Origin of the sequence: Reyranella sp., assembly GCF_965279625.1 — a bacterium.
Classification (GTDB): Bacteria; Pseudomonadota; Alphaproteobacteria; order Reyranellales; family Reyranellaceae; genus Reyranella.
The window spans coordinates 5,142,462-5,166,601 of record NZ_OZ257251.1 but is presented as its reverse complement, the minus strand read 5'-3'; the positions used below and the strand labels follow the sequence as shown (position 1 = coordinate 5,166,601).

The following is a 24,140-nucleotide window of genomic DNA, read 5'->3' as shown; positions in this document are numbered from 1 at the left end:
GCCTGTCTTATCGTTTTGTCGTTTGTAGCCTTCGCCATTGCATGTAGACGACGCCGCTCAGGGCGACGAGCCCACCGGCGATCTGGTAGGCGTTGGGAATAAAGCCATAGGTCATTGACCATAATACGGCGAAAAACGGCACGAGATTGACCCAGAGGGACGCAATTGCAACCCCCAGCCGGCTCGCGCCGACATTCCAGAGATAGGCGCCCACACCGCTCGAGAAGACGGCGACGAGCAGAAGCTGGCTCCACACCCAGCCGTCGGTCACCGCGAAGGGCGAGTTGGCCCAGCCCAGACCGATCAACACCAGGGTGAGCGCCACCATCCAGCCCAGGGCCGACAGCGACGCGACATACGCCCGGTGCAGCTGGCTCGCCCGGTCGAACCAAGCCTGCGCCTTCAGGCTGTAGAGCGTCCAGAGCGCGTTGGAGAGCAGCACGATGATCTCGCCGCCGCCCAGGGTCAGCGCGCCCCGACCGAACAGGCTGCCGGCCGCCAGAATGGCGCCTCCCGTCAGGGTCAGCGCCAGCGCCACGCCGAACCCCGGATCGAATCGCGCACCCGTCACCAGACGTACGGTGACCGCGGCGACCAGCGGCCCAGCCACCTGGACCGCGGCCGCCGAGATCGGATTGCTGAACCGGATGCCCACCAGGAAGATCGTGAAGAACCCGCTCATCATCAGGCCGATCAGCAGGAAGCGCTTGAGGCCGATCTCGATCCGCAGGTTCCGGACGCCCTCCGCCAGCACCAGCAGCACCCCAAGCGTCGCCACCGCCGCCAGAGTGCGGATGGTGAGCATGGGCACCACGTCGAAGTGCTGGAGCATGACCTTGGAGACGGGAACGTTGGCACCCCAGCTCACGCCCACGAAAAGCATAGCCGCGAAGGCGCCCAGCATGTGGTGCCGATCGACTCGCGGAACCTTCGTCATTGCCGCGCCGCCCGCGTCTGGCGGATCTGGAGCTGGGCGATGCCGGCCAGCACGATGACACCGCCCGCGACCTGCAGCCAGCTCGGCTCCCGTCCCATCAGGGCGGCAAGGCCGATGGCGAAAATCGGCGCGGAGTTGGCGAACAACGAGGCGACGGGTACGCCCACCAGCGAGACGCCGGTGTTCCACAGCAGGACTGCAGCAGCGACGCCCAGGACGCCGATCCAGGCCACCATGCCCCACTCGGTCGGCGTCGGGGGCCGCGTCGGCCAGACGAGGCCGCCCAGCGCCCAGACGACGGCGCAGACCACGCCCAGCAGCACGCTGGCCACCGTCGAGGTCAGCGCCGAAAGGGCGATCTGGCCACGGTCCGACAGCCATTGCTGGGCGCGGATCGAGTACCAGCTCCAGCAGAGCTGGGCGATCACCAGCAGCCCCTCCCCGCCCTCCAGACCGAAGGAGCCCGCGGCACGGCCGGGCGTGCCAAGCACGACGACGATGCCGCCGGCCACCACCAGCAGCAGCGTGATCGCGAAGCCGGGCGGCGTGGTCGAGCCCAGCATCGCGCGCGCCAGCAACGTCGCCCAGATCGGACCGCACATCAGCACGATCGCCGAGGTCGCCGGATGGGCGTGTGCCACGCCGAACGTGTAGAGCACCGAGAAGGCCGTCATGGCGGTCCCGAGCTTCAGCAACCGCCCCCAGTCGAGCGGTCGCGGCGGCGCCGCCGGCTTTCGGCTCAGCAGCACGGCCAGCCAGAGAACGGGCAGCCCCAGGACGTAGCGCGACCAGGACAGCAGCCAGTTGTCGTAGTGCTCGGCCAGCGCTGCCAGGACCGGAATCATCGATCCCCAGATCAACGCGGCGAGCAGCAGGACCAGGCTGGCGCGCCGCAACGCGCCGACGGAGGGCGGCATCAAGCGTGCCGCTCAGCCCGTAGCGCGACGGCGGACCGCCTCGTAGCCGACCCGGCAATCCTTGTAGACGTCGGGCTTCTCGGTCGAGACGCGCGCCTCGACGACCTGGGGCTGGGCCAGGCACAGATCGAGGATGCCCTCGACCAGCGTCTCCTGGAGGTTGAAGTGGCGGCTCGCCGCGAGCCCGGCGATGCCGTCATGGATCAGGTCGTAGTTCAACACGTTGGCGATGCTGTCGTCGTGCGCGCGGTCGGGGGTCGCCAGGAGAAGTTCGACGTTGATGACCACGGCCTGCGGCTTGGCCAGTTCGAAGTCATAGATGCCGATCGACACCGGCAGCCGCATGTCGCGGATGAAAATGCGGCGCTCGGAGGTGACCATGGTCATTTCTTCTTCTTCATGTCGAAGGCGATGTCGCGCGGACGGCCGATCAGGTGCTCGCCGCCGTCGACGAGGAGCGTATCGCCGGTGTAGCTCGGCGTGGCCACGATGAAGCGGAGCGCGCGGACGAGATCGTCGACCGTCACCCCCACCCCGAGCGGATTGGCGGCATGCTGTTCGGCGAAGCGCGAATCCGTCTGGCTGCCGCTGCGCAGGGTCAGGCCCGGCGCGATGCCCGCCACCCGCAGCCGCGGCGCGAAGGATTGCGCCAGCAAGGTCGTCAGCCCCTGCAGACCGATCTTGGAGAGGGTGTAGGTGAGAAAGTCGGGATTGAGGTTGTAGAGCTTCTGGTCGAGCACGTTCACGACGAGGCCCGTCTCGTCTGCCGGCAGCTGCCGCGCCAGCGCCTGGGCAAGCAGCATTGGCGCCCTGAGGTTGATCGCCATGTGCAGGTCGAAATCGGCGGCCGTCGCCGTCGGCGCCCGGTCGAGCTTGAACAGCGAGGCGCTGTTGACCAGGCAGGTGAGCCGCACGCCGCGCGCCCGACACTTGCCCACCAACGCTTCGGCCTGCCGCGCCGAGGCGAGGTCGGCGCGCACGGCGACCGCCTTCCCGCCCGCCTCGTGGATCGTCGCGACGGTCTCTTTCGCCCCGGCTGCCGAGGCCTTGTAGTGCACGAAGACGAAGAATCCGTCGGCCGCCAGCGCGAGCGCCAGGGCACGGCCGATCCTTAATCCCGCCCCCGTAACCAACGCGCCTTTCATGATGCGACACCCGCCCTTGGTGACTGAAAGAGGCGGCGGTTCTAGCATGCGACCATGAATTCGTCCCCGTTCGAAACTGTCGACTGCGTTGTCATTGGCGCAGGTGTTGTCGGCCTTGCCGTCGCCCGCGCGCTCGCCCTGGCCGGCCGCGAGGTCATCGTCGTGGAGGCTGCCGACGCCATCGGCACCGAAACCAGCTCGCGCAACTCCGAGGTCATCCACGCCGGGATCTACTATCCCAAGGGCAGCCTGATGGCGCGGGCCTGCGTCGCCGGCCGGCGCATGCTGTATGCCTATTGCAAGGACCACGGCGTGCCGCATCTCAATTGCGGCAAGCTGATCGTCGCGACCAACGAGGTGGAGAGCGAGAAGCTCGCCGAGATCAAGGGCCGTGCGGAAGCGAACGGCGTCGAGGGCATGCGCTTCCTCAGTGCCACCGAGGCGATGGCGATGGAGCCGAATCTCCAGTGCACGGCCGCCCTGTTCTCGCCCAGCACCGGCATCGTCGACAGCCATTCCTACATGCTGGCGCTGCAGGGCGACGCCGAAGCGCACGGGGCGATGTTCGCCTTCAACAGTCCGGTGAAAGCAGGCCGCGTCGTCGAGGGCGGCGTCGAAATCGAAGTCGGCGGAACCGAGCCGATGAACCTGCGTTGCAAGCTGCTGATCAATTCGGCGGGCCTTCATGCGCCGACGCTTGCAAAAAAAATCGTCGGGATGCCATCCGGGCATATTCCGACCGCGTACTACGCCAAAGGAAACTACTTCACCTTGACCGGCCGTTCCCCCTTCTCCCGCCTCATCTACCCCGTCCCGGTGCCGGGCGGGCTGGGCGTGCACATCACCGTGGACATGGGCGGCCAGGCGAAGTTCGGGCCCGACGTCGAGTGGATCGACGGCATCGAGTACACGGTCGATCCGCATCGCGCCGACAAGTTCTATGCTGCCGTGCGCAAGTACTGGCCCGGAATCAAGGACGGCTCACTGCAGCCGGGCTACGCCGGCATCCGGCCGAAGATCGTGCCGCAGGGCGCGCCGGCGCAGGACTTCACCATCACGGGGCCTGCCGACCATGGCGTGCCGGGCCTCATCAACCTGTTCGGCATCGAATCGCCCGGCCTCACCGCCTCGCTGGCGCTCGCCGAGCAGGTGCGCGATCTCGCCGTTTCTGCATGACTTTGGCGCGCCGAGGCCTCCTTGCCAGCGTTTTCGGCCTGCTGGGTGGCTGCTCTCCCGCGGCGCTCCTGAACACCACCGTTGCGCGCTCGGGCTACAAGCTCGACGCCGACATCCCCTACGGCAGCCTTCCCCGCCAGAACCTCGACGTCTACACGCCGGAGCAGCCGCGTGCCGACGGCAAGGCGGTGATCTTCTTTTACGGCGGTTCATGGGATTCCGGCGCCAAGGGCGACTATCTCTTCGTCGGCCAGGCGCTGGCCGCACGCGGCATCACGACTATCATTCCCGACTACCGCGTCTATCCTGAGGTTCGCTATCCCGCCTTCCTCGACGATGGCGCGGCGGCGACGGCCTGGGCGGCAAGCAAGGTCGGCATCGATAAGCTTTTCGTCACCGGGCATTCGGCGGGCGCCTACATCGCGATCATGCTGGTTGCCAACACGCCCTATCTGGCCGCCGCCGGTGTCGACCGCATGAAACTGCCGGGCGGGATCGGCATCGCCGGTCCCTACGATTTCCTGCCTCTTACCTCGCGCCGCTTGAGGGAGATCTTCGGCGGTGATCGCCGCGAGACGCAGCCGATCGAATATGCCCGCGCGCCGCTGCCGCCGCTCCTGCTGCTGCACGGCACCGCCGACACGACGGTCAAACCCTTCAACAGCGAACGGCTGGCCGCGGCTTGGCGCAAGGCGGGCGGCAAGGCGGAACTGAAGCTCTATCCCGAGGTCGACCATATCGACATCGTCGGCTCCTTCTCGGAGCTGCTGCGCAAGCGCGCCCCCTCCCTGGACGACACGATCTCCTTCATCGACCGCACTTGATCCGCATCGCGGACGGCATGTCCACGGTGCGATCCGTGGACTGGCCCCGGCCGTTCCGGTTCGCTAATGCTTGGGAAATCACCCAAGGGGGAACGGCAAGATGATCAAGACGCGCTTCACCGAGATGTTCGGCATCAAGCACCCGATCGTACAGGGCGGCATGCAGTGGGTCGGCCGCGCCGAACTTGCCTCGGCCGTGTCCAACGCGGGCGCGCTCGGCATCCTCACCGGCCTCACCCAGCCGACGCCCGAGGATCTGCGCAAGGAGATCAAGCGCTGCCGCGAGATGACGGACCAGCCGTTCGGCGTGAACCTCACCATCCTGCCGACGCTCGTGCCGCGCCCCTATGGCGAATACATCGACGCCATCATCGATTCCGGCATCAAGATCGTCGAGACCGCCGGCAACAATCCCAAGCCCTTCATGCCCAAGCTCAAGGAAGCGGGCGTCAAGGTGATCCACAAGTGCACCGCGGTCCGGCACGGTCTCTCGGCCGAGAAGGCCGGCGTCGATGCGATCTCGATGGACGGTTTCGAGTGCGCCGGCCACCCGGGCGAGGACGACGTGCCGAACCTCGTGCTGCTGCCGGCCGCCGCCAATGTCATCAAGATCCCGATGATCGCCTCCGGCGGCTTCGCCGACGCGCGCGGCCTCGTGGCGGCGCTGGCGCTGGGCTGCGAGGGCATCAACATGGGCACCCGCTTCATGGCCACTAAGGAAGCGCCGATCCATCAGAACGTGAAGGAGAAGATCGTCTCCTCCGACGAGCGCAGCACGTCGCTGATCCTGCGCACCATGCGCAACACCAGCCGCGTCTACGGCAACAGCATCGCCAAGAAGACCATCGAGATGGAAGGCGAAGGCAAGACCATCCAGGAAATCGGCCCGATCGTCGCCGGCGCCAAGGGCAAGGTGGTCTACGAAACCGGCGACATGGAACACGGCATCTGGTCGGCCGGCACCTGCATGGGCCTGATCAACGACATCCCCTCCTGCAAGGAGCTGGTCGAACGTATCGTCAGCGAAGCCGAGGAGATGATCCGCGGCCGCCTCGCCAAGTCGCTCGCGGCCTAGCTCGGCGGCGCAATCAAGGGAGCGCGCAACTCGAGTTGCGCGCTCCTATGACCGCGGTCGCGCGCGGTAGCGCTTCCAGCTTCGCCACAGCAAGCCGCCGAGCGGCGGCAGGAAACACAGGCTCGCGGCGATGATGGCCATCGCCGCGACGAGGCAGCCCCACCCGCGCTGGACGCCCACGACGCATTGCCAGTCGAGGGCCATGAAGACGAGCGCGGCCAGAAAGACCGGGTTGGCGAGGACGGCGACCGCCCAGAGCTGCCAGGCTGGCGCCTCGACGCCGGGTTTCCACTGGCAAACGAACGAACTCACGACCGCGCCGGCCAGCATTCCGAGGCCACCGATCAGCATGGCCTCGGCCGCCAGGAAAGCGCCCGCCCCCGTTCCCACGAGAAGAGCGGCAACAAGGTGGCCCATGACGAAGGGTCGGATGCGCAGCACGATCCTGCTTCTATGCCTGAACTCGCCCCCTCAGACGAGATTGATGCGGCAGCCGCAGACCTCGACCTGACCGACGCCGTGCCGGCGGCCGCGCTTCTCGGCCGCGGCCAGCACACGCTCGCGATCCACGACGGTCACGTCGTAGGCCGACACGCCCGGTCCGCGGCCATCGACGATCGGCACGAAGCGGATCTGCGAGCCGTCGAGCCGGATGATGTTGTCGACCGCCGGCCGGTCGAGGATGCGCGACCAGGAGGCGGCGGCGCCGTCGGGATCGTCATGCTGGATCTCCACGCCTGCGAGACCGTTGGTGACGTCCGAGCGCGCATGCTTGGTCCAGTCCTTCTCCGCGGGCGGCCACCACAAAGCGGGATCGATGCCCGGAGGCGCAAAGGTCGTGTCGAGCGACAGCAGCACGCCGCTCGTGTCCGAGGGATGGAAGTGGGTATACTGATATTCCGGCAGGTCCTTCTCCGCCACGGCACGGACGCCGAGCGAGGTGACGCGCTGGCGCTCGGCCACCGCATCGGGCACCTGCAGGATCACCATGTAGCCGCCATCGCCGTGTCGGCGCTCGATGTAGCGGCCGGCCGACGTGCCGTCCTTGAAGGGCGACACGATCTCGAGGAAATCGTTGCCGGTCGGGCAGACGACGTTGGCCAGGCCCCACTTGGCGACGCCGGGATCGCGATAGGCGACCTCGATGCCGAGAATGTCGCACAGCTCCTCGGTGGAGCTTTCCAGGTCTTTGCAGACGAAGACGCATTGCCTCAATCTCATCGCTTCGCTCCCATTCCTTCGTTGTGTGGTCTATCGTAACGCCATGCGGACCGTATGGACCATGGGCTTCGTCGCGGCGGCCGCGCTCTCGTTCTGCTTCCCGGATTTCGTCGTCTTCCGCTTCACGCAGGCGGCGATCTGGTCGATCGCGCTGATGGGTCTCGTGATCCTGTGCGGGGTGAGCGGGCAGTTCTCGCTCGCCCAGGCGGCGCTGTTTGGCATCGGCGGCTATGGTGCTGCGATGCTGGCGGCCCACACGCCGTTCTCGCCCTATGCCGGCCTCGCCCTCGCCCCGCTCCTGGGCTTCGCTGCGGGCTATGGCGTCGGCCGGGTCGCCGGATCCCATACGCTCTGGACGCAGGCCCTCGTCACCTATGCCGTCGTCATCGCCTTCCCGCAACTGTTGCGCTGGCGGCCGATCGAGCACTGGACTGGCGGCGTGCAGGGCCTCTATCTCGACTTCCCGACGCCGCCCAGCGACCTGCTCAGCAACGATCGCTGGGCCTTCCTGATGGCGCTCACAATCCTGGGCGCCGGTATCTGGCTGGCACACAATCTGATCCACAGCCGCGCCGGCCGCGCGCTGAAGGCCGCGCGCGATCACGATTTCGCGGCGACTGCCCAGGGCATCCGGGTGGCGCAGGCGCGCGCCGCGGCCTCCGGGATCGCCGGGGCCTATCTCGCCGTCGCCGGCTGCCTGTCGGCCTGGCAGTTCGGATTCGTGGGACCGAGCAGCTACAATTTCGCGCTGTCGGTCCAGATGCTGTTCGGCCTCGTGATCGGCGGCATGCACTCGGCCGGCGGCGCGATCCTGGGCGGGCTCTTCCTGCAGTTCTTCCCCGACGTGACCGCGGGGCTGGGCAAGGGCTACTCCGCCCTGCTCTACGGCGTGCTGCTGATCGCCGCCATGGTGGCGATGCCCGACGGCGTGGCGGGCGCGCTGGCCCGCCTCGCCGTCCGGCTGAAGCTCAGAGGCCCTTGAAGTCTAGAGGCCTTTGAAATTGGGGGCGCGCTTCTCGACGAAGGCGCGCGCCGCTTCCTTGTGATCTTCCGTCTCGCCGGTGCGGATCATGCGCGCGGCCTCGCTGTCGAGCGCCTCGGAGAGGGTGCCCTCTTCCGCGACCTTCATGTTCTTCTTGGCGTGCCACCAGGCGACGCGCGGGCCGGCGGCCAGCTTCTTGGCGAAGGCCATCGTCTCGGCATCGAGATTGGCATCGTCGACGATGCGGGTCGCGAGACCGAGCTTCTCGATCTGCTCGGCGTTCAGGATCTCGGCGGTGAAGTAGAGCTCGCGCGCCTTGGACGTGCCGACCAGCTTGTGCAGGAAATAGTGCGAGCCGAAATCGCCGGAGAAACCGACCTTGGCGAAAGCGGTCGTCATGCGCGCGCTCTTGCCGGCGAAGCGCATGTCGGCGGCGAGGGCGAGCGACAGGCCGGCGCCGGCCGCCACGCCGTTCACCATGGCGATCGTCGGCTTGCCCATCTCGTGCAGCAGCTCGGAGACCTTCATGCGCTCGCGGATGTCGTGGACCTTGTCCTCGTAGGTCTTTTCCTGGTCGCGGCCCGCCGCCATCGACTTCACGTCGCCACCAGCACAGAAGGCCTTGTCGCCCGCGCCGCGCACCACGACACAGCCGATGGCGCGATTGCCCGCCGCTTCCTCGAGCGAGTCGGATAGGGCCTGCATCATGTCGCGGCTCAGCGCGTTCATGGCCTCGGGACGGTTGAGCACGATCTTCATGACGCCGTCTTCGACGGTCTTGATCAGGTGGGACATAGACTTCCTCCGGGATTGCGGTTGGCGGGTGTTGCGGCGAATGTTTCCCAAACCAATGAGCCACGCAACGACATTCCGTCTTGCTGGGCGGAACCAAACCGGGAGGGATTCTGACCATGGCCTACGAGACCCTGCAGACGGAGCTGAACGGCGGCGTGATGACCGTGACGCTCAACCGGCCCGACAAGCTCAACGCCTTCTCGACCACGATGAGCCGCGAGTTGATCGATTTCTTCCAGCGCGTGAACGCGATGGACGAGGTGCGCGCCATCGTCGTCACCGGAGCCGGCCGCGCCTTCTGCGCCGGCGCGGACATCTCGGGCGGCACCGCCGCCTTCCAGGTCTGGAACGACGGCAGCAAGCCGCAGAAGCGCGAGGCCAGCGACTCCATCACGCTCGCCATCTTCAATTGCCTGAAGCCCATCGTGGCGGCGATCAACGGCGCCGCCGTCGGGGTCGGCATCACCATGTGCCTGCCGATGGACATCCGCATCATGTCGAGCACGGCGCGCATCGGCTTCGTCTTCAACAAGCGCGGCATGGCGATGGAGGCCGGGAGCTGCTGGTTCCTGCCCCGCCTCGTGGGCATGCAGCAGGCGCAGGAATGGGTCATGACCGCCGAACTGTTCGGCGCGGACGAGGCGCTGAAGGGTGGCCTCGTCCGGTCCGTCCATGCGCCGGAGGAACTGCTGCCCGCGGCGCAGGCGCTGGCCGCGAAGTTCGCCGCCGCGACCTCCTCCGCCGTGGCGGCGGCGGTCAACCGGCGGCTGATGTGGAGCATGTGGGGCGCGCAGGATCCGCTCGATGCGGTGACGCTCGACCTGCAGTGCGTCGGCCATCTCGCGGCCGGCGCCGATGCGCAGGAAGGCATCAAGTCGTTCTTCGAGAAGCGCGCGCCCGTCTTTCCCCTGAAGCCCTCGAAGGACATGCCGCCCTTCGGGCCCTGGGTTCAGCCCGCCGGCGGCAGCAGGTAGACGCCGGGCTCGGCCGACAGATTCTGTTTGACGCGGCGGCTGACCTCGTCGGCCAGGATTTCCGACTTGCCGGCCTCGAGCGCCTCGAGCACCTGCCGTGCCACATCCTCGGGCTTCGACTTCGGCGCCGCGACCTCGCGCACCATGTCGGTATCCATATAGCCGACATGCAGGGCAAGGACCTGCGTGCCCTGCCCGCGCAGCTCGTTGCGCAACCCGTTGCTGAACGCCCAGGCCGCCGCCTTGGAGGCGGAGTAGGTCGAGGAAGACGGGAACGCGACCCAGCTCAGTGCCGACAGCACGTTCACGATCGCGCCGCCGCCATTGCGACCCAGGATCGGTGCGAAGGCGCGGCTGACGAGCACCGGTCCGAAGAAGTTGGTCTCTAACTCCGCACGCACCGCCTCGACACCCTTCTCACCGAGAAACCCCGAACCGCGGATGATGCCGGCATTGTTGATCACGAGGGTGACGTCGCTGAGATCGCGCGCGGCGGCCGCGACCTCTGCGGCGTCGGTCACATCGAGCCGGACCGGCTCGACACCCGGCTGCTTGACCGAAGCGGGATCGCGGGCGGCCGCATAGACCTTGCGGGCGCCGCCGGCGAGAAGCGCCTGGGTGAGGGCAAGCCCCAGGCCGCGATTGGCGCCGGTCACGAGGGCAACTGAGTCCTTGATTTGCACGATACGTCTCCAGAAGGTCAAGATGACCGGTCGTCTTACTATGGGAACGGCACGACGCCTCTTCGAGAGAGTTTTCCTGCGTCAGATCAGAATTTTGTTGAAGGCGACCGACATGAAGGCGTCGAGCGGCGCCGCGCTCTTGTCCACTCGAGAGCGCAGGACCGCGCCTTCCCAGGCGTTGAGCAGGAAAGCCGCCAGCGTGGCGGCGGGGATGTCCCGGCTCACATTGCCCGCCTGCTGGGCCTCCGCCACGACCTGCGCAATGTCCTTCGTCCAATCGGTCATCGCGCCCGCCACGGCCCCCCTGATGCCGGGGCTCTGGCTCGACAGTTCGGCGCTGAAATTGCCGAGCAGGCACCCCCGGCTGAAGCCGGTCGCCGGTCCGAGCTGGTTGAGGGACCTGAAATAGGCTTTCAGCCGGGCGAGCGGTGCGCCCGGTCCCCCGACCAATGCCCGCCGCCGCTCCGCGCCCTTGGAGACGTAGCGCTCGACCACCTCGACACCGATCGCGTCCTTGCTCTCGAAGTGATTGTAGAACGATCCCTTGGGGACCTTGGCGGCATCGGTGATGTCCTGAACGCCGGTGGCATTGAAGCCATTCTGGTGCAGGGCCTCGAGCGCGGAGGTGAGCAGCCGTTCCCGGACGTTGGTCTTCTGTGCCATGACTTTCGATATGACCGGTCACCTTGCCATTTCAAGAGCGCCGATGCGCAGACGGGCTTTTGCGATCGACGACTGCAGATCGTAAGGTCCCGCCGGTCGAGCTGAGCCGAGGAGAAACATGCGGGCTATGATCTGCCGCCAGTGGGGCGGGCCTGAGGATTTGCGACTGGAAGAGGTCGAATCGGCGCCGCTGAAGCCCGGCCAGGTGCGCATCCGGATCCGCGCGGCCGGGGTCAGTTTCGCCACGACCCTGGTCATCGCGGGCAAGTACCAGCGGCGGCCGCCCTTCCCCTTCGCGCCCGGCACCGAGGCGTCGGGTGTGGTTACGGAAGTCGACCCCGCGTGCAGGCGGGTCAAGGTTGGCGACGAAGTCGTGGCCGTTCTCGACTGGGGCGGGCTGGCCGAGGAAGTCGTGGCGCACGAGGTCAACGTCTTTCCGAAGCCCAGCACGGTGGGCTTCGTCGAGGCGATCCAGCTCGCCATCTCCTACCCGACGTCAGCCGGCGCCCTGACCTGGCCCGAGGCGCTGGACGTTCAACCCGGCCACACCCTGCTGGTCCATGCGGCGGCGGGCGGTGTCGGCATGGCCGCGGTCGAGATCGGCAAGATCCTGGGCGCGACGGTGATCGCCACCGCGGGCGGCCCGCGGAAGACGGCATTCGCCAAGGCGCACGGCGCCGACCACGTGATCGACTACAACGCGACCGACTTCCGCGAAGAGGTGCTGAAGATCACCGGCGGGCGCGGCGTCGACCGGGTCTACGACCCGGTGGGCGGCGACGTCTTCACGCAATCCCTGCGCTGCATGGCCGTGGGCGGCCGCATCTGTCCCATCGGCTTCGCCAGCGGCACAATTCCCCAGATCCCGGCCAATATCCTTCTGGTCAAGACCCTCGCCGTGATGGGCTTCAACTACGGCTACTATGTCGGCTGGAGCCCGCACGATGCGCGCTTCGAGGAAGCGCCGCGCACCTTCGCGCTGGCCGAACGCATCCGCGGCTGGTGCGAACAAGGGCTCTGCCACCCGCACGTCGATCGGACCTTCGCCCTTCCCGAGGCGGCGCAGGCGATGCGCGCGCTCCTCGAGCGCAGCGTCACCGGCCGCGTGGCCATCGTGATGGACGGCGCGGCCGCCTAAATCAGGCCGGGCGCCTTGGTGCCGGTGCCGCTCGGCAGGTCGGTGAAGTCCATGCAATAGCCCTTCAGGGATCGCGGCACCTTGCTGACGAACAGGTCGTAGGGGATGGCCTCCGCCAATACGGCGGCCGCGGTGTTGATCTGTCCGCGCAGGAGGGCGGCGTTGTTCGCCGCCATCTGCACGAAATCGTAAGGCTGGCCGCAATAGGTCCAGGTCGCCTTGTGCAACATCTGCTTGCGATCGGGCGACTGGACCTGAGCCGTCACCTGCGCGACCAGCGCGATCTTCGGGTTGACGTGCGCCTGATGGAATATGGCGAGCTTGTACTCGACGGCGATGATGTGGGACAGCGGGCCGCCGGCCGAGGCGCTACTCGCGCTCTGCTGGGCAGCCGTCGATGCTCCCGACGTCATGCTGGAGACCATGATGTCGCCGGCAATCGTCGAGGCTGCCAGACGCGCCCGCAGGTCCTCGGCGAAATCGGTGTCCTGCATGGCAAGCCGAAGGTCGGCGCGCGTCGTGTCGACCACATCCTCCGACTGAGCCTCAGAGGCGCCCTTCGCACCGCCGACCGCTGCGCCCACCGGCGCCAGGAGCAAGCCGAGCAAGCTGCCGCCGCTTGTCATCGTGGCAACGCCCTGAGCGGCGCCGCGCTGGCCGCCTTCGGCGCTGCCCCGCGCGCCGATCTGCGACGTGTCCGAATTCTTGATCCCGGAAATGTCGCCGGAAATCGACGTAATCGTTCTTCGCGTACTGTCCGGTATGGGGGTTACAGGGGGTTGGGCGCAGGCCGAAACGAAAACACAGACAAGAATCGCTCCCGCGAAAACGCGCGCAACTACCATAGATAGTTTCTCCCCCGATCTTTCAACCAGTGGAAACCATCGACCTGTTCGTTGTCAACGACTGATGGATGCAGAGAGGCTCGCGGCGTCGCGCGCCGCGCGTATGCTACTTCTTCGTCAGCTTGCCTTCGAAGACGCAGTAGCCGTCGAGCTTGATCTTCGAATCGCCGTCCTTGATCTGGCCGATGACGTCCATCATGCCGCCGCCGCCGACCATGGCCGCAGTCTTGATAGCGCCGTTCTTGCCGAGAGTCGTCTCGAACGTGCGCTCCGGCCGGCCGTCCTGCTGGAACCGCCCCTTCACGATGTCACCATCGACCGTGATGTCGATCGCCATCTTGTAGGTCGGGCATTTGCCGCTGCCCGGGACGTTCGCACCGTAGCCGGTCCAGGTGTAGGCGACCGGCTCCGCCTGCGCCGCCCCGGCGGCGAGCATGAGAGCCACGGTCGTTGCGGCAAAGGTCCTGATCATTCTCTGTAGCTCCAATCGGGGGCGTTTTTCCGAGCGTCTAGTGTAGCCACCCTCGTCGGGAAAATCGCCCTTTTGAGGGCGCCACGGTTTCAGTCCCCGTGCAGCGCTAGCGGCCGGTGAAGTGCGGCTCGCGCTTCTCCAGGAACGCCTTGATGCCCTCCTTCATGTCGTCGGTCTGCATCAGCGGCAGGAGCTGCAGGAAGACGTGATGGACATGCTCGTTGAACGGTTCGTTCCACGCCATGCGCATCATCCGCTTGGCCGCCTGGATCGCGAGCGGCGCGTTCGCGGCGATCTCCAGCGCCAGGTCGCGGGCAGCGCCCATGACGTCGGCATCCGGCACGACCTTGTTCACCAGGCCGATCTCCAGCGATTGCGCGGCGGTCAAGGTCCGGCCGGTGAAAATGAGCTCCGCGGCCTTCGCCCACCCCAGCATGCGCGGCAGGTACCAGGTGCCGCCGGATTCCGGCAGGACGCCGCGCTTGGCATAGGAGGCGGCGAGCTTGGCCGACTGCGCCATCACCCGGATGTCGGCGCCGAGTGCCAGGTCGAGCCCGTAGCCGGCCGCGGATCCGTTGAGGGCGCAGATCACCGGCTTGTCCATGGCGTGCAGGACGGGCGGCGGCGTGTTGCGCAGGTCGATGTTGGTCGGCGTGGCGCCCGAACCGACGCTCAGATTGTCGGTGCCCTTGTTCTGCGCTTCGAGGTTCAGCCCGGCACAGAAGGCGCGGCCCGTGCCCGTCAGGATCACCACGCGCACGGCGCGATCCTCGTTCGCCTTGACCAGCGCATCGGTGAGTTGCTTCAGCATCGGGCCGGAGATGGTGTTCATGCGCTGCGGCGCGTTGAGCGTGACCGTCGCGATCGCGCCGTCGACGGCGTAGAGCAACTCCTCCGGCAATACCGAAGCTGTGGGTGCGGCCGCAAACTGGCTCATGTTTCCTCCTTCTGGCGATTGCCGTTATGGTGGCGCAGGAGATCAGATCACGCCATGCAAAACCGTTTCATCGACCTTTACAGCGACACCAAGACCAAGCCCTCCCCCGGCATGCGGAAGGCGATGGCCGACGCCGAGGTCGGCGACGAGCAGAAGATGGAAGACCCCACCGTCAACCGCCTGCGCGACCGGGTGTGCGAGTTGCTCGGCAAGGAAGACGCGGTGTTCCTGCCGAGCGGCACCATGGGCAACCAGATCGCCATCCGCGTGCATTGCCGGCTGGGCGACGAGGTGATCGCCGACCGCACGGCGCACATCATCAACGCCGAGTCGGGCGGCACCGCCGCCAATGCCGGTGTCATGATCCGCATGCTCGACGGCCCCCAAGGCGTCTTCACCGGCGAGCAGGTAAAGGAAGCCATCCGCGATCCCAACAGTCGCAATGCGCCGCGCTCGCGCCTCGTGTCGATCGAGAACACCTCGAACGGCGGCTGCGGCACCGTGTGGCCGCTCGCCACCATGCAAGGCGTGACCAAGGTGGCGCGCGACGCCGGCCTCAGCCTGCACATGGACGGCGCGCGCCTCTGCAACGCGGTCGTCAAATCGGGAACGAAGGCCAGCGACTACGCCGCCTGCGTCGACTCGCTGTGGCTCGACTACACCAAGGGCCTGGGCGCGCCGGTCGGCGCCAGCCTGGCGGGCTCGAAGGAGTTCATCCACGAGGCGTGGCGCCAGAAGCAGATGCTGGGCGGCTCGATGCGGCAGTCCGGCATCATCGCCGCCGCCGCGCTCTATGCCCTCGAACACAACTGGGACCGCCTCGCCGAGGACCACGACAATGCCCGCCATCTCTCGGAGGGTATCGCCAACATCAAGGGTCTGAAGATCGACGCGGCCCGCATGGAGACCAACCTCGTCTTCTTCGAAGTCACCAAGCCCGGCTGGACGCCGGCCAGGCTGGTCGAGGCCTGCAAGGAGCGCGGCGTCGGCATGGGCACCGCCGCCGGCAACCGCATCCGCGCCGTCATCCATCTCGACGTCAACAAGGCCGACATCGACAGCGCCCTGAAGGTGATCAGCGACGCGCTGGCGGCTTAAGATGAAATGACTCTTCATTGGAGCGCGCCACTCCAGTGGCGCTCATGAACCGCCAAGCTGCAAAAAGAGAGCGCAACTGGAGTTGCGCGCTCCCGTGAGCATCATCACGAGTTATGGCGCGGCGTAGCCGCGGCGGACCCATTCCTGGACCAGGAAGCGAAGGTCGAAAATCGGCTTGCTGTCATAGCCCTTGCCGACCCAGCAGAACTGGCGCTGGTCGAGGCTGCGACCGGCGACCAGGCGGAGGCCGGCCTCCAGCTCGCCGCGCCGCGCCAGGGCGACGGCCTGCAATCCCTGCAACGTGTCGCGCAGGCAGGCGGCGTCCTTGGCGGGCAGCTGCGCCAGCTCGCGCGGAAGCTGGCGGGCCGCCGCTTCGATCTCGGCCGCTGCTCCGTCCCAGGCGAGCGCATCGGCCACCTCGACCAGGCGGCGGCTGGCTTCCTGCGCGTCGACGCCTTGCCGCAGACCCACCAGCGTCGGGACGTCCGTCCGGTCGCCCTGCTCGCGTAGCAGCATGACGCCCACGAAGATGTCGGAGACGCCGAAGGCGCCGGCGCTGCCGGCCACGAAGTCGCGCAGCATCGCCTTCGCCTTGTCGACCTGCCCCTGCAGCAGCAGGAGCCGGAGCGCCGGAAGATCCTTGCCCGGAGAGACGTGGAGATAGGCGTCGAGCGCGGCCGCGGCCCGCGCCGTCAGCCCGGCATTCTGCTGCGCCTCGATGATGTGAACGATGAGACCGCCATCGAGCTCGATCGCGGCCGGTTCTGCCTCCATGAGCGCCCGCGCATCGACCGCATTGCCTTCGAGCACCAGCGCGATGAGCTGGAGTTGCGACCGCAGTTTGGGATTGATGCGATCCATGGTCTGCCGTTCGGGCGCGGCGAGGTCGGCGAACCTTCGGGCGAGCTCGGACCGGGGATAGGTCGCCAGGAAGGATACGGCCCAGTCGAGGCCGAGCGCATTGGCCGCCGCATCGTCGATCGGCCCGCCTGCGGCCATGCGCGCGAGGATCAGCGATTGCCGCGCCCCGTACCAGGCGAGCGTCGGCGCATTGTTGCGACGCGCGACATCGGTCTGTGCATCGGCCGCGAGGATCGCAGCATTCGTCAGATCGATGCCGTTCTCGCGCGCGCTCTTGTCGAAGATGGCGATCAACTGTTCGACCAGTTCCACCGACCGGGGTCCGGCACTCGCCCCCGCCACCGCTTCCGCGAGAGCCACGAGATAGGGCTGCCCCGCCGCCGCAGCGGCCGGTTGCGACGTGAGCTTGAAGGCCGACTGCCAGTAGACGCTGCGCGCCTGCCAACGCCGCGCGAAGTCACGATCGAGCGTCCAGTCGCAATCGCCATAGTCGACCGACACGCGGCGCTCCGGTGACAGTTGCCGCGGCTCGACCGCCTCGATGACCTTGCGAACGAGACGCTCGACTTCGGTGCTGTCGCCGCGGCGGCTGGCCACGACGGCCAGACGCGCCAGGATCTCCGGCCCCGCCGGCGCCCGGCGCGTGGTCTGGGTCATGCTGCCGGCCGCGCGCTGCTCGGCCTCGGTCGCGGCCCCGAGATCGGCCAGCCTCAGCCCCATCGCGGCGTCGAGTTCGGGCGCCGTCAGGCGCGTGGCCACCTGCCGTGCCAGGGCCCGATGGCCATGCTGACACAGCCAGTCGACGCCGACGCTGCGATTGACGAGGCCCGCCGCTTCGCCGACGCCCGGCTGCATCGACTGGAAGAACCAGGTCATGGCGTCGGCATCGTTCGCGCGCATGAGCTGAAGGAAGTACTGCTTGTTGACACCCTCGCCGGACGAGAGGCCGGCATATTGCCGGTCGAGCAGGAAGATTCGCTGCAGGTCATCGCGCCCCTCCGCCAGCCCCCTGGCCGAGCCCAAACCGACTTCGATGACTTCGCGGTCGCCCGATGCGGCTTTCTCGGCCAGCGCCTCGTCGATCACCCTCAGCCTGTCGGCGGCCTCGTACTGGCGATGGTTGGATGGCAGGAACAGCAGCGCCAGATAGGCCTCGACCTGCATCCGCCGCTTCAGGTCGGCATTCGTCTCGCGCTGCGCCTTGTCGAGGTGAGAGTCGATCAACTCAACGGCGCGGCCAAGCGTCGTGCGCTCAAGGGTCGTCGCAGCGGCCGGCGATTGCGCTTGGCCGAGGGAAGCGAAGCAGTGCACTCCCCAGGCCGCAGCCAAGGCAGACTTGATCCAAACCCGAGATTTCATCGTCGATGCTGGTTGCCGGAACCGGTGTATGATGATCTTTAACCAACGACTGAGTGCATTTGGTGGCAAAGATTACAGCAGACTGGCTCGTTCGGCGCCCTGCCAAGTACCGTCCCGGCGAGGCCCGATGAACGCTCCCCTGAGGCTCGGTCATTCGATCACGCGGCGTGAAGACCAGCGCTTCCTGACCGGCCGCGGGCGCTATGCCGACAATACCGCGCCGGCCGATGCGCTTGCCGTGCTGTTCGTGCGCTCACCGCATGCGCATGCCCGGATCTTGGGCATCGATACGGAGGCCGCGCTCGCAGCGCCCGGCGTCGAGGCGATCTATACGGCGCAGGATCTCGTGGCCGACAAGGTCGGTCACCTGCCGGCCATCAGCGAGATCAAGGACGAGGCCGGGAATCGCCATCGCGAGCCGGAGCATCTGCCGATGCCTGTCGGCAAGGTGCGCCATGTCGGCGACATCGTGGCGATGATCGTGGCCGGCACGATCGACCAGGCGCGCGATGCCGCCGAGCTTCTCCAGATCGACTATGAGGAGCTGCCCGCCGTCGTGACGGCGGCGCAGGCGCTGGCGCCCGATGCGTCGCTCGTACACGACGATGTGCCCGGCAACCTGATGTGCCGCTGGGGCAAGGGCGACGGTGCGGCGACCGAGGCGGCGTTTGCGCGGGCGGCGCACGTCACCACGCTCTCGATCCGCTCGCCGCGCCAGATCGTGCACTACATGGAGACGCGGGCCGCCTGGTCGCGCTACGACGCGGCCGAAGACCTCGTCACCGTGACCTTCTCGTCCCAAGGCGTGCAGATCCCGCACCGGCTGATGTGCGAGCGCGTGCTTCACGTCCCAAAGGAAAAGCTGCGGCTGATCACCGAGGATGTCGGCGGCGGCTTCGGGCCGAAGTTTCCGATCTATGCCGAATCGACCTTGATCGCCTGGGCGACGCGCAAGCTCGGCCGCGGCCTGCGCTGGACCTGCGAGCGCAGCGAGCTCGCGCTGGCCGACAGCCATGCTCGCGACCTCGTCGCCACGGCCGATCTCGCGCTCGACGCCGAGGGCCGCTTCATCGGCCTGCGCGTGCATGCCCAGGCCAATTACGGCGCCTATGTCTCGATGTTCGCCCCGACCATCCCGACCACGGGACTCGCCAAGGTCATCTCCGGCCTCTACCGCATTCCCGCGATCCGCATCGACTTCGACTGCGTCTTCAGCAACACCGTGCCAGTCGACGCCATTCGCGGCGCCGGCAAGCCCGAGGCACTGTTCCTGCTGGAGCGCCTGGTCGACCTCGCGGCGCACGAGACCGGCCGCACGCCGGTCGAGCTGCGACGCCTCAACCTGCTGCGCGCCGACGAGATGCCGTATGCGGCGGCGAGCGGCTACACCTACGACGCCGCCGATTGCACCCGGCTGTTCGAGACGGCGCTGTCGGCGGCCGACGAAGCGGGCTTCGCGGCCCGGCGCGCGGCCAGCGAAGCCGCGGGCAAACGGCGTGGACTGGGCCTCTCCTGTCACCTGCATGGCACCGGCGGCATCGCCGACGAGCATGTCGTGGTGAATGCCGAGGCCGGCCGGCTGGTCGCTCGGGTCGGCACGCAGAGCCAGGGCCAGGGCCACGAGACCGTGTTCGCCCAGATCCTGGCCGCAGCGCTCGGCGTCCCGGTCGAGCGAATCGAGATCCAGCAGGGCGACACGCGCAGCATCCCGCACGGCGGCGGCACCGGCGGCTCCTCCTCGACCATCATCAGCGGCACGACGCTCAAGCGCGCGGCCGACGTACTGATCGAGCGCGGTCGGGACCTCGCCGCCGAACGGCTCGAGACATCGCCCGCGGACATCGCCTATCGCGACGGCTCCTTCGAGGTGGTGGGCACCGACCGGCGGGTCGGCCTGTTCGAGCTGGCGGCCTGGAAGCCGTTCGACGGCGATGCCGTGTTCGCCGACAGGATCGATTCCTTTCCCACAGGCGTCATGGTCTGCGAGGTCGAGGTCGATCCCGAGACCGGCGAAACGCGCATCGACCGTTTCCTCGCCGTCGCCGATTGCGGCCCGGTCGTGAATCCGCGCCTGCTCGCGGGCCAGATGCATGGTGGCATCGTGCACGGTCTCGGCAACGCGCTGATGGAAGAGGCGCTTTACGACGAGGAGAGTGGGCAGCTCCTCACCGGCACCCTGATGGACTACGCCCTGCCGCGGGCCGACGACGTGCCCTCGTTCGGGATCGAGACGATCGCGACGCCCTCGCCCAACAACATGCTGGGCTTCAAGGGCGTCGGCGAGTTGCCGACCAACGGCGCGCCGGCGGCGCTGGCCAACGCCGTGCTCGACGCGCTGCGGCCGCTGGGCATCCGCCATATCGACATGCCGCTGACCGCCGCCAAGGTCTGGGCGGCGCTGCCGAAGGGCTGATCAGGCCTGCAGCAGGTCGAAGAGGCCGCGGCCGCCGACATAGAGACCGGCCGCGATCACGAACAGGGCGAACAGCTTCGTGAGCGCGCCCTTGCGCCGCCCCAGTACGGCATTGGCCTTCGTGCCGAACAACGCTCCGGCCACGCCGCCCGCGATCAGCAACGCCGCCACGTGCCAGTCGACCAACCCGGACCAGGCATAGCTGCCGGCGGCGGTGATGCCGAAGGCGGTCACCGCAACGAGTGAGGCACTGGCCGCCTCCTCGAGCTTCATGTCGGCGGCGAGGATCAGGCCGGGCACGATCAGGAAGCCGCCGCCGATTCCGAAGAAGCCCGATAGCAGGCCGACGCCCGCGCCGAGCACCAAGAGACGCGGCAGGAGCTGCCGCGCATTCTCGCGCGTCAGCCAGGCCGACTGGCTGCCACCCTTGTCCTTGGGGCGCAGCATCAGCAGGCCGACGACGATCATCAGGATACCGAACAGCGCGACGAGCTTCTGCCCGTCCATCGCCTTGCCGAGCGCGGCGCCGGCGAAGGCGCCGCCAACACCCGCGAGGCTGAACACGATCGCGCAGGGCCAGCGGATCGGCGCCTTGCGGGCATGCATCGCCAGGCCCGCCGCAGCATTGATGGCAACGGCGAAGGCGGCGGTGCCGATCGCCACATGCGCCGACGGCATGCCGACGGCGTAGAGAAGCAGCGGCACGGCAAGGATCGAGCCGCCGCCCCCGATGAGTCCGAGAACAAGGCCGACCATACCGCCCGAGGCAAGCGCCGCGACCGGGGCGAACATCACGCCAGCGCCTTCCGTGCCGCCCGGTTCCACGGCATCAGGGCCAGCAGCTTGGCCATGCCGCACCAGCCCGTGCTGCCAGCGAAGACGAGACCGGCGCCGACGAAGGCCGAGACGGCAAGGAACGGCGGCGCGATCCAGAGGCCGAGGACCACCCCCAGCACCACCAGGCTGCCGGCCACGATCTGGACCTGCCGCATGATCTCGATCGGCTGGCTCCGGTCGGCCGAAACCGGAAGCCCGGCGCGTTTCCACGCCTCGAGCCCGCCCTCTAGCAGATAGGCCTCGCATCCCGCCGCCTCACCGAGGCGCGTGGCGTTGGCGCCGGTGCGGGCGCCGGAACGGCAATGGAAGATCACCGCCTTCGCGCCGGGCGCTTCCACACTCCGCAGACTGGAGAGCGGCGCATGCTGCGTGCCGGGGATGTGCTCGCGCGCCCTCTCATCAGCCTCGCGTACGTCGACCAGGACTGCACCTTCGGCGATGAGCTGCCGCGCCCGGGCGGCATCGATGACGGGCAGGGACATGATGGATCCTTTCCGCGCGGCCGTTCAGTCCGCGCAATAGAGTCGATGAAGCGTCGACAGCAGCGTCTCGATCCGGGCGTCGCCGATCCGGTACCAGACGGTCTGCGCCTCGCGCCGGAAGGCGACGATCCCCTCCTCCCGCATGCGGGCTAGATGCTGGGACAGCGCCGATTGCGACAGGCCGACTTCGGCCGCGAGCGTGCCGACGGTCGCCTCACCCACCTCCACGAGCTTGCAGAGGATGAGCAGGCGGCGATCGTTCGCGAGCGCCGAGAGGATGCCGGCCACTTCGCCGGCTTTCGCCTGAAGCGCCTTGGGATCGATGGTTTGCTTCGTTTTCATTTTAGGTATTGCTAATTTAGCTATTGCTAATATATCTGTCAATCAGAGAACGGAGAAATTCATGACCCAGCCCCTCATCGATGCCTTCTTCGACGAAGCGACCTACACGGTGACCTATCTGCTGACCGACCCCGAAACGCACCGCGCCGCGATCGTCGACCCGGTGCTCGACTACGATCCCAAGTCCGGGAAGGCCTCGACCAGATCGGCGGAACGCGTCCTCGCCAAGGCCGCGGAACGACAGGCCTCGATCGACTGGATTCTGGAAACCCATGCCCATGCCGATCATCTGACGGCGGCGCCGCTGTTGAAGACCCGCACCGGCGCCAAGGTCGTCATCGGCGAGCACATTTGCGACGTGCAGAAGATCTTCAAGAAGGTCTTCAACGCGGCCGACGTGAGCGAGGATGGACGCGAGTTCGACCGGCTGGTCACCGATGGCGAGACACTGACACTCGGCAATCTGCGCATCGAGGTGATGCACCTGCCCGGCCACACGCCGGCGGACGTCGCCTACCGGATCGGCGATGCCGTGTTCGTCGGCGATACGATCTTCATGCCCGACTACGGCACGGCCCGCGCCGACTTCCCCGGTGGGGACGCGCCCACGCTCTACCGCTCGATCCGGCGCTTGCTCTCTCTGCCACCGGCGACGCGCCTGTTCATGTGCCACGATTACAAGGCGCCCGGGCGAGACCAGTATGCCTGGCAGACCACGGTGGCCGAGGAGCGGGCGCGCAACGTCCATGTCCATGACGGCGTGCCCGAGGCCGAGTTCGTTGCGATGCGCACCAAGCGCGACGCCACGCTCGCCGCACCCGTTCTGCTCCTGCCCTCGGTGCAGGTGAACATCCGCGCCGGTCGTCTGCCGCCGCCGGATGACAACGGCCAGAGCTATCTTAAGATTCCGGTGAAGCTCGTCGCGGCGTGACGATTGGCAGGACGTTTCGCTCCCGCTAGGCTCCAGGGCCAAGGGAGAAGAAACGCATGTCCAAGAAATCTGCAGCCGCGCTTGCGGGCGCGCTGATCGTGTTTGCCTCGTCGGCCTTTGCCCAGGCTGCGTGGCCCAACAAACCCATCAAGCTGGTCGCGCCCTATCCGCCGGGCGGCCAAACCGACGTCGTGTCCCGCTACTTCGCTGAAAAGCTCTCGGGTGTGCTGGGCCAGCAGGTGATCGTCGACAACAAGCCCGGCGCCAACGGCATGGTCGGCATGGAGATCGTCAAGAACCTGCCGGGCGACGGATACACGTTCGTCTACGTGAACTCGTCGATGATGTGCATCAATCCCTACGTCTACAAGAAGATCCCCTACGACGGCTTCAAGGACTTCATGCCGGTGACCCAGCACGGCCTCGCGCCGCTCGCGATGGTCGTGCCGCCCTCTTTGGGCATCAAATCGGTGAAGGACTTCGTCGCCTGGGCGAACGAGCGCAAGGGCAAGGTGAACTTCGCCTCGTTCGGCAACGGCTCCTCCTCGCACATCTGGGGCGAGATGCTGAACCAGGCCGAGAAGCTGGACATGACGCACGTGCCCTACAAGGGCGCCGGGCCGGCCGTGCAGGACGTCGTGGCCGGCCACATCCCGATGACCATCCAGGACCTCGCCGCCAGTGGCGGTGCGATCAGCGGCGGCAAGCTGACGCCGCTCGCGGTCACCTCCGCCCAGCGCTGGCCGCGCCTGCCCAACGTGCCGACCTTCGAGGAGGCCGGCTACAAGATCAACCTGACCGGCTGGAACGGCGTCATGGCGCCGGCCGGCACGCCCAAGGAGATCGTCGAGCGGCTGAGCGCGGAGATCCGCAAGTTGGTGCAGACTCCCGAGGGCAAGGAGAAGCTCCTCGACATGGGTCTGATCGCCACCGGCACGACACCGGCGGAGATGACCGAGATCATGAAGACCGGTTGTGCCGCCTGGGGCGACGCCGTGAAGCGCGCCGGCGTCGAGCCCGAATGAGCGATCGG

Annotated in this window: 26 protein-coding genes; 10 read left to right on the top strand and 16 right to left on the bottom strand. The window is 67.4% G+C overall.

All coding sequences use genetic code 11. The annotated features are described in order from the left end of the window. Window positions 1-7: 7 nt before the first annotated feature. Genes ACQY78_RS25115 through ACQY78_RS25100 form a run of 4 tightly spaced genes read right to left on the bottom strand, consistent with a single transcriptional unit; the run spans window position 8 to window position 2,999 of the window. On the bottom strand, window positions 8-937 hold the full coding sequence (locus ACQY78_RS25115; RefSeq protein ID WP_428680261.1) for a DMT family transporter: 930 nt from the start codon (window positions 935-937) through the stop codon (window positions 8-10). Next, window positions 934-1,854: a DMT family transporter gene (locus tag ACQY78_RS25110; RefSeq protein ID WP_428680258.1), complete on the bottom strand. Its 921-nt coding sequence runs from the start codon at window positions 1,852-1,854 to the stop codon at window positions 934-936. The genes ACQY78_RS25115 and ACQY78_RS25110 overlap by 4 nt, the downstream gene beginning before the upstream one ends. A 12-nt stretch (window positions 1,855-1,866) precedes the next feature. Beyond that, the gene (locus ACQY78_RS25105; protein WP_425064705.1) at window positions 1,867-2,241 is read right to left on the bottom strand and encodes a dihydroneopterin aldolase; all 375 of its coding nucleotides are present in this window, start codon (window positions 2,239-2,241) and stop codon (window positions 1,867-1,869) included. Further along, window positions 2,238-2,999, bottom strand: a complete 762-nt coding sequence (locus ACQY78_RS25100) for an SDR family oxidoreductase (protein WP_428680255.1) — start codon at window positions 2,997-2,999, stop codon at window positions 2,238-2,240. The genes ACQY78_RS25105 and ACQY78_RS25100 overlap by 4 nt, the downstream gene beginning before the upstream one ends. A gap of 54 nt (window positions 3,000-3,053) precedes the next feature. Between ACQY78_RS25100 and ACQY78_RS25095 the strand changes: the two genes are divergently transcribed. The 3 genes from ACQY78_RS25095 (at window position 3,054) to ACQY78_RS25085 (ending at window position 6,074) form a co-directional block, all read left to right on the top strand. Then, window positions 3,054-4,175: an NAD(P)/FAD-dependent oxidoreductase gene (locus ACQY78_RS25095; RefSeq protein WP_428680253.1), complete on the top strand. Its 1,122-nt coding sequence runs from the start codon at window positions 3,054-3,056 to the stop codon at window positions 4,173-4,175. After that, window positions 4,172-4,999: an alpha/beta hydrolase gene (locus tag ACQY78_RS25090; RefSeq protein WP_428680250.1), complete on the top strand. Its 828-nt coding sequence runs from the start codon at window positions 4,172-4,174 to the stop codon at window positions 4,997-4,999. The genes ACQY78_RS25095 and ACQY78_RS25090 overlap by 4 nt, the downstream gene beginning before the upstream one ends. A 100-nt stretch (window positions 5,000-5,099) precedes the next feature. Then, window positions 5,100-6,074 (top strand): NAD(P)H-dependent flavin oxidoreductase, encoded by a 975-nt coding sequence (locus ACQY78_RS25085; protein WP_298316178.1) that lies wholly within the window; start codon window positions 5,100-5,102, stop codon window positions 6,072-6,074. A gap of 45 nt (window positions 6,075-6,119) precedes the next feature. On the opposite strand, the gene ACQY78_RS25080 is transcribed toward ACQY78_RS25085, so the two are convergent. Together ACQY78_RS25080 and ACQY78_RS25075 are read right to left on the bottom strand one after the other, a co-directional pair. After that, a complete protein-coding gene (locus tag ACQY78_RS25080; RefSeq protein ID WP_428680248.1) occupies window positions 6,120-6,515 on the bottom strand; it encodes a hypothetical protein in 396 nt (131 codons plus the stop codon). Between the two features lie 30 nt (window positions 6,516-6,545). Further along, window positions 6,546-7,295 carry a VOC family protein gene (locus ACQY78_RS25075; protein ID WP_428680245.1) on the bottom strand — a complete coding sequence of 250 codons (750 nt, stop codon included), beginning with the start codon at window positions 7,293-7,295 and terminating at the stop codon, window positions 6,546-6,548. A 43-nt stretch (window positions 7,296-7,338) separates the two neighbouring features. Here ACQY78_RS25075 and ACQY78_RS25070 point away from each other — a divergent pair, with 43 nt between their 5' ends. Further along, window positions 7,339-8,277, top strand: a complete 939-nt coding sequence (locus ACQY78_RS25070) for a branched-chain amino acid ABC transporter permease (RefSeq protein WP_428680242.1) — start codon at window positions 7,339-7,341, stop codon at window positions 8,275-8,277. 3 nt (window positions 8,278-8,280) lie between these two features. On the opposite strand, the gene ACQY78_RS25065 is transcribed toward ACQY78_RS25070, so the two are convergent. Further along, window positions 8,281-9,072 (bottom strand): enoyl-CoA hydratase, encoded by a 792-nt coding sequence (locus ACQY78_RS25065; RefSeq protein ID WP_298316167.1) that lies wholly within the window; start codon window positions 9,070-9,072, stop codon window positions 8,281-8,283. A 116-nt stretch (window positions 9,073-9,188) separates the two neighbouring features. Here ACQY78_RS25065 and ACQY78_RS25060 point away from each other — a divergent pair, with 116 nt between their 5' ends. Beyond that, window positions 9,189-10,046 carry an enoyl-CoA hydratase-related protein gene (locus ACQY78_RS25060; protein ID WP_428680239.1) on the top strand — a complete coding sequence of 286 codons (858 nt, stop codon included), beginning with the start codon at window positions 9,189-9,191 and terminating at the stop codon, window positions 10,044-10,046. Here the strand turns inward: ACQY78_RS25060 and ACQY78_RS25055 are convergent. Both ACQY78_RS25055 and ACQY78_RS25050 read right to left on the bottom strand, forming a co-directional pair. Beyond that, on the bottom strand, window positions 10,022-10,729 hold the full coding sequence (locus ACQY78_RS25055; protein WP_428680237.1) for an SDR family oxidoreductase: 708 nt from the start codon (window positions 10,727-10,729) through the stop codon (window positions 10,022-10,024). The two genes, ACQY78_RS25060 and ACQY78_RS25055, sit on opposite strands and share 25 nt — an antisense overlap. A gap of 81 nt (window positions 10,730-10,810) precedes the next feature. Further along, a complete protein-coding gene (locus tag ACQY78_RS25050; protein WP_428680235.1) occupies window positions 10,811-11,392 on the bottom strand; it encodes a TetR family transcriptional regulator C-terminal domain-containing protein in 582 nt (193 codons plus the stop codon). A 118-nt stretch (window positions 11,393-11,510) separates the two neighbouring features. On the opposite strand from ACQY78_RS25050, the gene ACQY78_RS25045 reads away from it, so the two are divergent. After that, entirely contained in the window at window positions 11,511-12,530 is a 1,020-nt protein-coding gene (locus ACQY78_RS25045) for an NADPH:quinone oxidoreductase family protein (RefSeq protein WP_428680233.1), read from the top strand. Here the strand turns inward: ACQY78_RS25045 and ACQY78_RS25040 are convergent. From ACQY78_RS25040 to ACQY78_RS25030, 3 genes are all read right to left on the bottom strand, one after another. Beyond that, window positions 12,527-13,138 carry a hypothetical protein gene (locus tag ACQY78_RS25040; protein WP_428680230.1) on the bottom strand — a complete coding sequence of 204 codons (612 nt, stop codon included), beginning with the start codon at window positions 13,136-13,138 and terminating at the stop codon, window positions 12,527-12,529. The genes ACQY78_RS25045 and ACQY78_RS25040 overlap by 4 nt on opposite strands. 343 nt (window positions 13,139-13,481) lie before the next feature. Further along, window positions 13,482-13,847, bottom strand: coding sequence for a hypothetical protein (locus ACQY78_RS25035; RefSeq protein WP_428680228.1), 366 nt, complete (start codon window positions 13,845-13,847; stop codon window positions 13,482-13,484). Between the two features lie 106 nt (window positions 13,848-13,953). Next, window positions 13,954-14,784 carry an enoyl-CoA hydratase/isomerase family protein gene (locus ACQY78_RS25030; RefSeq protein ID WP_428680225.1) on the bottom strand — a complete coding sequence of 277 codons (831 nt, stop codon included), beginning with the start codon at window positions 14,782-14,784 and terminating at the stop codon, window positions 13,954-13,956. A 54-nt stretch (window positions 14,785-14,838) separates the two neighbouring features. Here ACQY78_RS25030 and ACQY78_RS25025 point away from each other — a divergent pair, with 54 nt between their 5' ends. Beyond that, window positions 14,839-15,882 carry a threonine aldolase family protein gene (locus ACQY78_RS25025; protein WP_428680223.1) on the top strand — a complete coding sequence of 348 codons (1,044 nt, stop codon included), beginning with the start codon at window positions 14,839-14,841 and terminating at the stop codon, window positions 15,880-15,882. A 111-nt stretch (window positions 15,883-15,993) separates the two neighbouring features. Here ACQY78_RS25025 and ACQY78_RS25020 read toward each other — a convergent pair whose 3' ends face one another. Continuing rightward, the gene (locus ACQY78_RS25020) at window positions 15,994-18,102 is read right to left on the bottom strand and encodes a hypothetical protein (RefSeq protein WP_428680220.1); all 2,109 of its coding nucleotides are present in this window, start codon (window positions 18,100-18,102) and stop codon (window positions 15,994-15,996) included. A gap of 127 nt (window positions 18,103-18,229) precedes the next feature. Here ACQY78_RS25020 and ACQY78_RS25015 point away from each other — a divergent pair, with 127 nt between their 5' ends. Beyond that, window positions 18,230-20,515, top strand: a complete 2,286-nt coding sequence (locus tag ACQY78_RS25015) for a xanthine dehydrogenase family protein molybdopterin-binding subunit (protein ID WP_428680217.1) — start codon at window positions 18,230-18,232, stop codon at window positions 20,513-20,515. Here the strand turns inward: ACQY78_RS25015 and ACQY78_RS25010 are convergent, their stop codons facing one another. The 3 genes from ACQY78_RS25010 to ACQY78_RS25000 are packed head-to-tail and all read right to left on the bottom strand — an operon-like array spanning window position 20,516 to window position 22,176. After that, the gene (locus tag ACQY78_RS25010) at window positions 20,516-21,307 is read right to left on the bottom strand and encodes a sulfite exporter TauE/SafE family protein (RefSeq protein ID WP_428686492.1); all 792 of its coding nucleotides are present in this window, start codon (window positions 21,305-21,307) and stop codon (window positions 20,516-20,518) included. It lies immediately after the preceding gene. Beyond that, on the bottom strand, window positions 21,307-21,834 hold the full coding sequence (locus ACQY78_RS25005) for a rhodanese family protein (protein ID WP_428680214.1): 528 nt from the start codon (window positions 21,832-21,834) through the stop codon (window positions 21,307-21,309). Before ACQY78_RS25005 ends, ACQY78_RS25010 begins: the two co-directional genes overlap by 1 nt. A gap of 24 nt (window positions 21,835-21,858) precedes the next feature. Next, on the bottom strand, window positions 21,859-22,176 hold the full coding sequence (locus ACQY78_RS25000; protein ID WP_428680211.1) for an ArsR/SmtB family transcription factor: 318 nt from the start codon (window positions 22,174-22,176) through the stop codon (window positions 21,859-21,861). Between the two features lie 61 nt (window positions 22,177-22,237). On the opposite strand from ACQY78_RS25000, the gene ACQY78_RS24995 reads away from it, so the two are divergent. Together ACQY78_RS24995 and ACQY78_RS24990 are read left to right on the top strand one after the other, a co-directional pair. Further along, on the top strand, window positions 22,238-23,107 hold the full coding sequence (locus ACQY78_RS24995; protein ID WP_428680208.1) for an MBL fold metallo-hydrolase: 870 nt from the start codon (window positions 22,238-22,240) through the stop codon (window positions 23,105-23,107). Between the two features lie 56 nt (window positions 23,108-23,163). Then, a complete protein-coding gene (locus tag ACQY78_RS24990) occupies window positions 23,164-24,132 on the top strand; it encodes a Bug family tripartite tricarboxylate transporter substrate binding protein (RefSeq protein WP_428680205.1) in 969 nt (322 codons plus the stop codon). Window positions 24,133-24,140: the final 8 nt, after the last annotated feature.

Bases quoted from the DNA above. Each gene is read 5' to 3' on its own strand.
- ACQY78_RS25115 (WP_428680261.1), bottom strand. From the start codon at position 937: ATGACGAAGGTTCCGCGAGTCGATCGGCACCACATGCTGGGCGCCTTC.
- ACQY78_RS25110 (WP_428680258.1), bottom strand. From the start codon at position 1,854: ATGCCGCCCTCCGTCGGCGCGTTGCGGCGCGCCAGCCTGGTCCTGCTG.
- ACQY78_RS25105 (WP_425064705.1), bottom strand. From the start codon at position 2,241: ATGACCATGGTCACCTCCGAGCGCCGCATTTTCATCCGCGACATGCGG.
- ACQY78_RS25100 (WP_428680255.1), bottom strand. From the start codon at position 2,999: ATGAAAGGCGCGTTGGTTACGGGGGCGGGATTAAGGATCGGCCGTGCC.
- ACQY78_RS25095 (WP_428680253.1), top strand. From the start codon at position 3,054: ATGAATTCGTCCCCGTTCGAAACTGTCGACTGCGTTGTCATTGGCGCA.
- ACQY78_RS25090 (WP_428680250.1), top strand. From the start codon at position 4,172: ATGACTTTGGCGCGCCGAGGCCTCCTTGCCAGCGTTTTCGGCCTGCTG.
- ACQY78_RS25085 (WP_298316178.1), top strand. From the start codon at position 5,100: ATGATCAAGACGCGCTTCACCGAGATGTTCGGCATCAAGCACCCGATC.
- ACQY78_RS25075 (WP_428680245.1), bottom strand. From the start codon at position 7,295: ATGAGATTGAGGCAATGCGTCTTCGTCTGCAAAGACCTGGAAAGCTCC.
- ACQY78_RS25070 (WP_428680242.1), top strand. From the start codon at position 7,339: ATGCGGACCGTATGGACCATGGGCTTCGTCGCGGCGGCCGCGCTCTCG.
- ACQY78_RS25065 (WP_298316167.1), bottom strand. From the start codon at position 9,072: ATGTCCCACCTGATCAAGACCGTCGAAGACGGCGTCATGAAGATCGTG.
- ACQY78_RS25060 (WP_428680239.1), top strand. From the start codon at position 9,189: ATGGCCTACGAGACCCTGCAGACGGAGCTGAACGGCGGCGTGATGACC.
- ACQY78_RS25050 (WP_428680235.1), bottom strand. From the start codon at position 11,392: ATGGCACAGAAGACCAACGTCCGGGAACGGCTGCTCACCTCCGCGCTC.
- ACQY78_RS25045 (WP_428680233.1), top strand. From the start codon at position 11,511: ATGCGGGCTATGATCTGCCGCCAGTGGGGCGGGCCTGAGGATTTGCGA.
- ACQY78_RS25035 (WP_428680228.1), bottom strand. From the start codon at position 13,847: ATGATCAGGACCTTTGCCGCAACGACCGTGGCTCTCATGCTCGCCGCC.
- ACQY78_RS25030 (WP_428680225.1), bottom strand. From the start codon at position 14,784: ATGAGCCAGTTTGCGGCCGCACCCACAGCTTCGGTATTGCCGGAGGAG.
- ACQY78_RS25025 (WP_428680223.1), top strand. From the start codon at position 14,839: ATGCAAAACCGTTTCATCGACCTTTACAGCGACACCAAGACCAAGCCC.
- ACQY78_RS25020 (WP_428680220.1), bottom strand. From the start codon at position 18,102: ATGAAATCTCGGGTTTGGATCAAGTCTGCCTTGGCTGCGGCCTGGGGA.
- ACQY78_RS25015 (WP_428680217.1), top strand. From the start codon at position 18,230: ATGAACGCTCCCCTGAGGCTCGGTCATTCGATCACGCGGCGTGAAGAC.
- ACQY78_RS25010 (WP_428686492.1), bottom strand. From the start codon at position 21,307: ATGTTCGCCCCGGTCGCGGCGCTTGCCTCGGGCGGTATGGTCGGCCTT.
- ACQY78_RS25005 (WP_428680214.1), bottom strand. From the start codon at position 21,834: ATGTCCCTGCCCGTCATCGATGCCGCCCGGGCGCGGCAGCTCATCGCC.
- ACQY78_RS25000 (WP_428680211.1), bottom strand. From the start codon at position 22,176: ATGAAAACGAAGCAAACCATCGATCCCAAGGCGCTTCAGGCGAAAGCC.
- ACQY78_RS24995 (WP_428680208.1), top strand. From the start codon at position 22,238: ATGACCCAGCCCCTCATCGATGCCTTCTTCGACGAAGCGACCTACACG.
- ACQY78_RS24990 (WP_428680205.1), top strand. From the start codon at position 23,164: ATGTCCAAGAAATCTGCAGCCGCGCTTGCGGGCGCGCTGATCGTGTTT.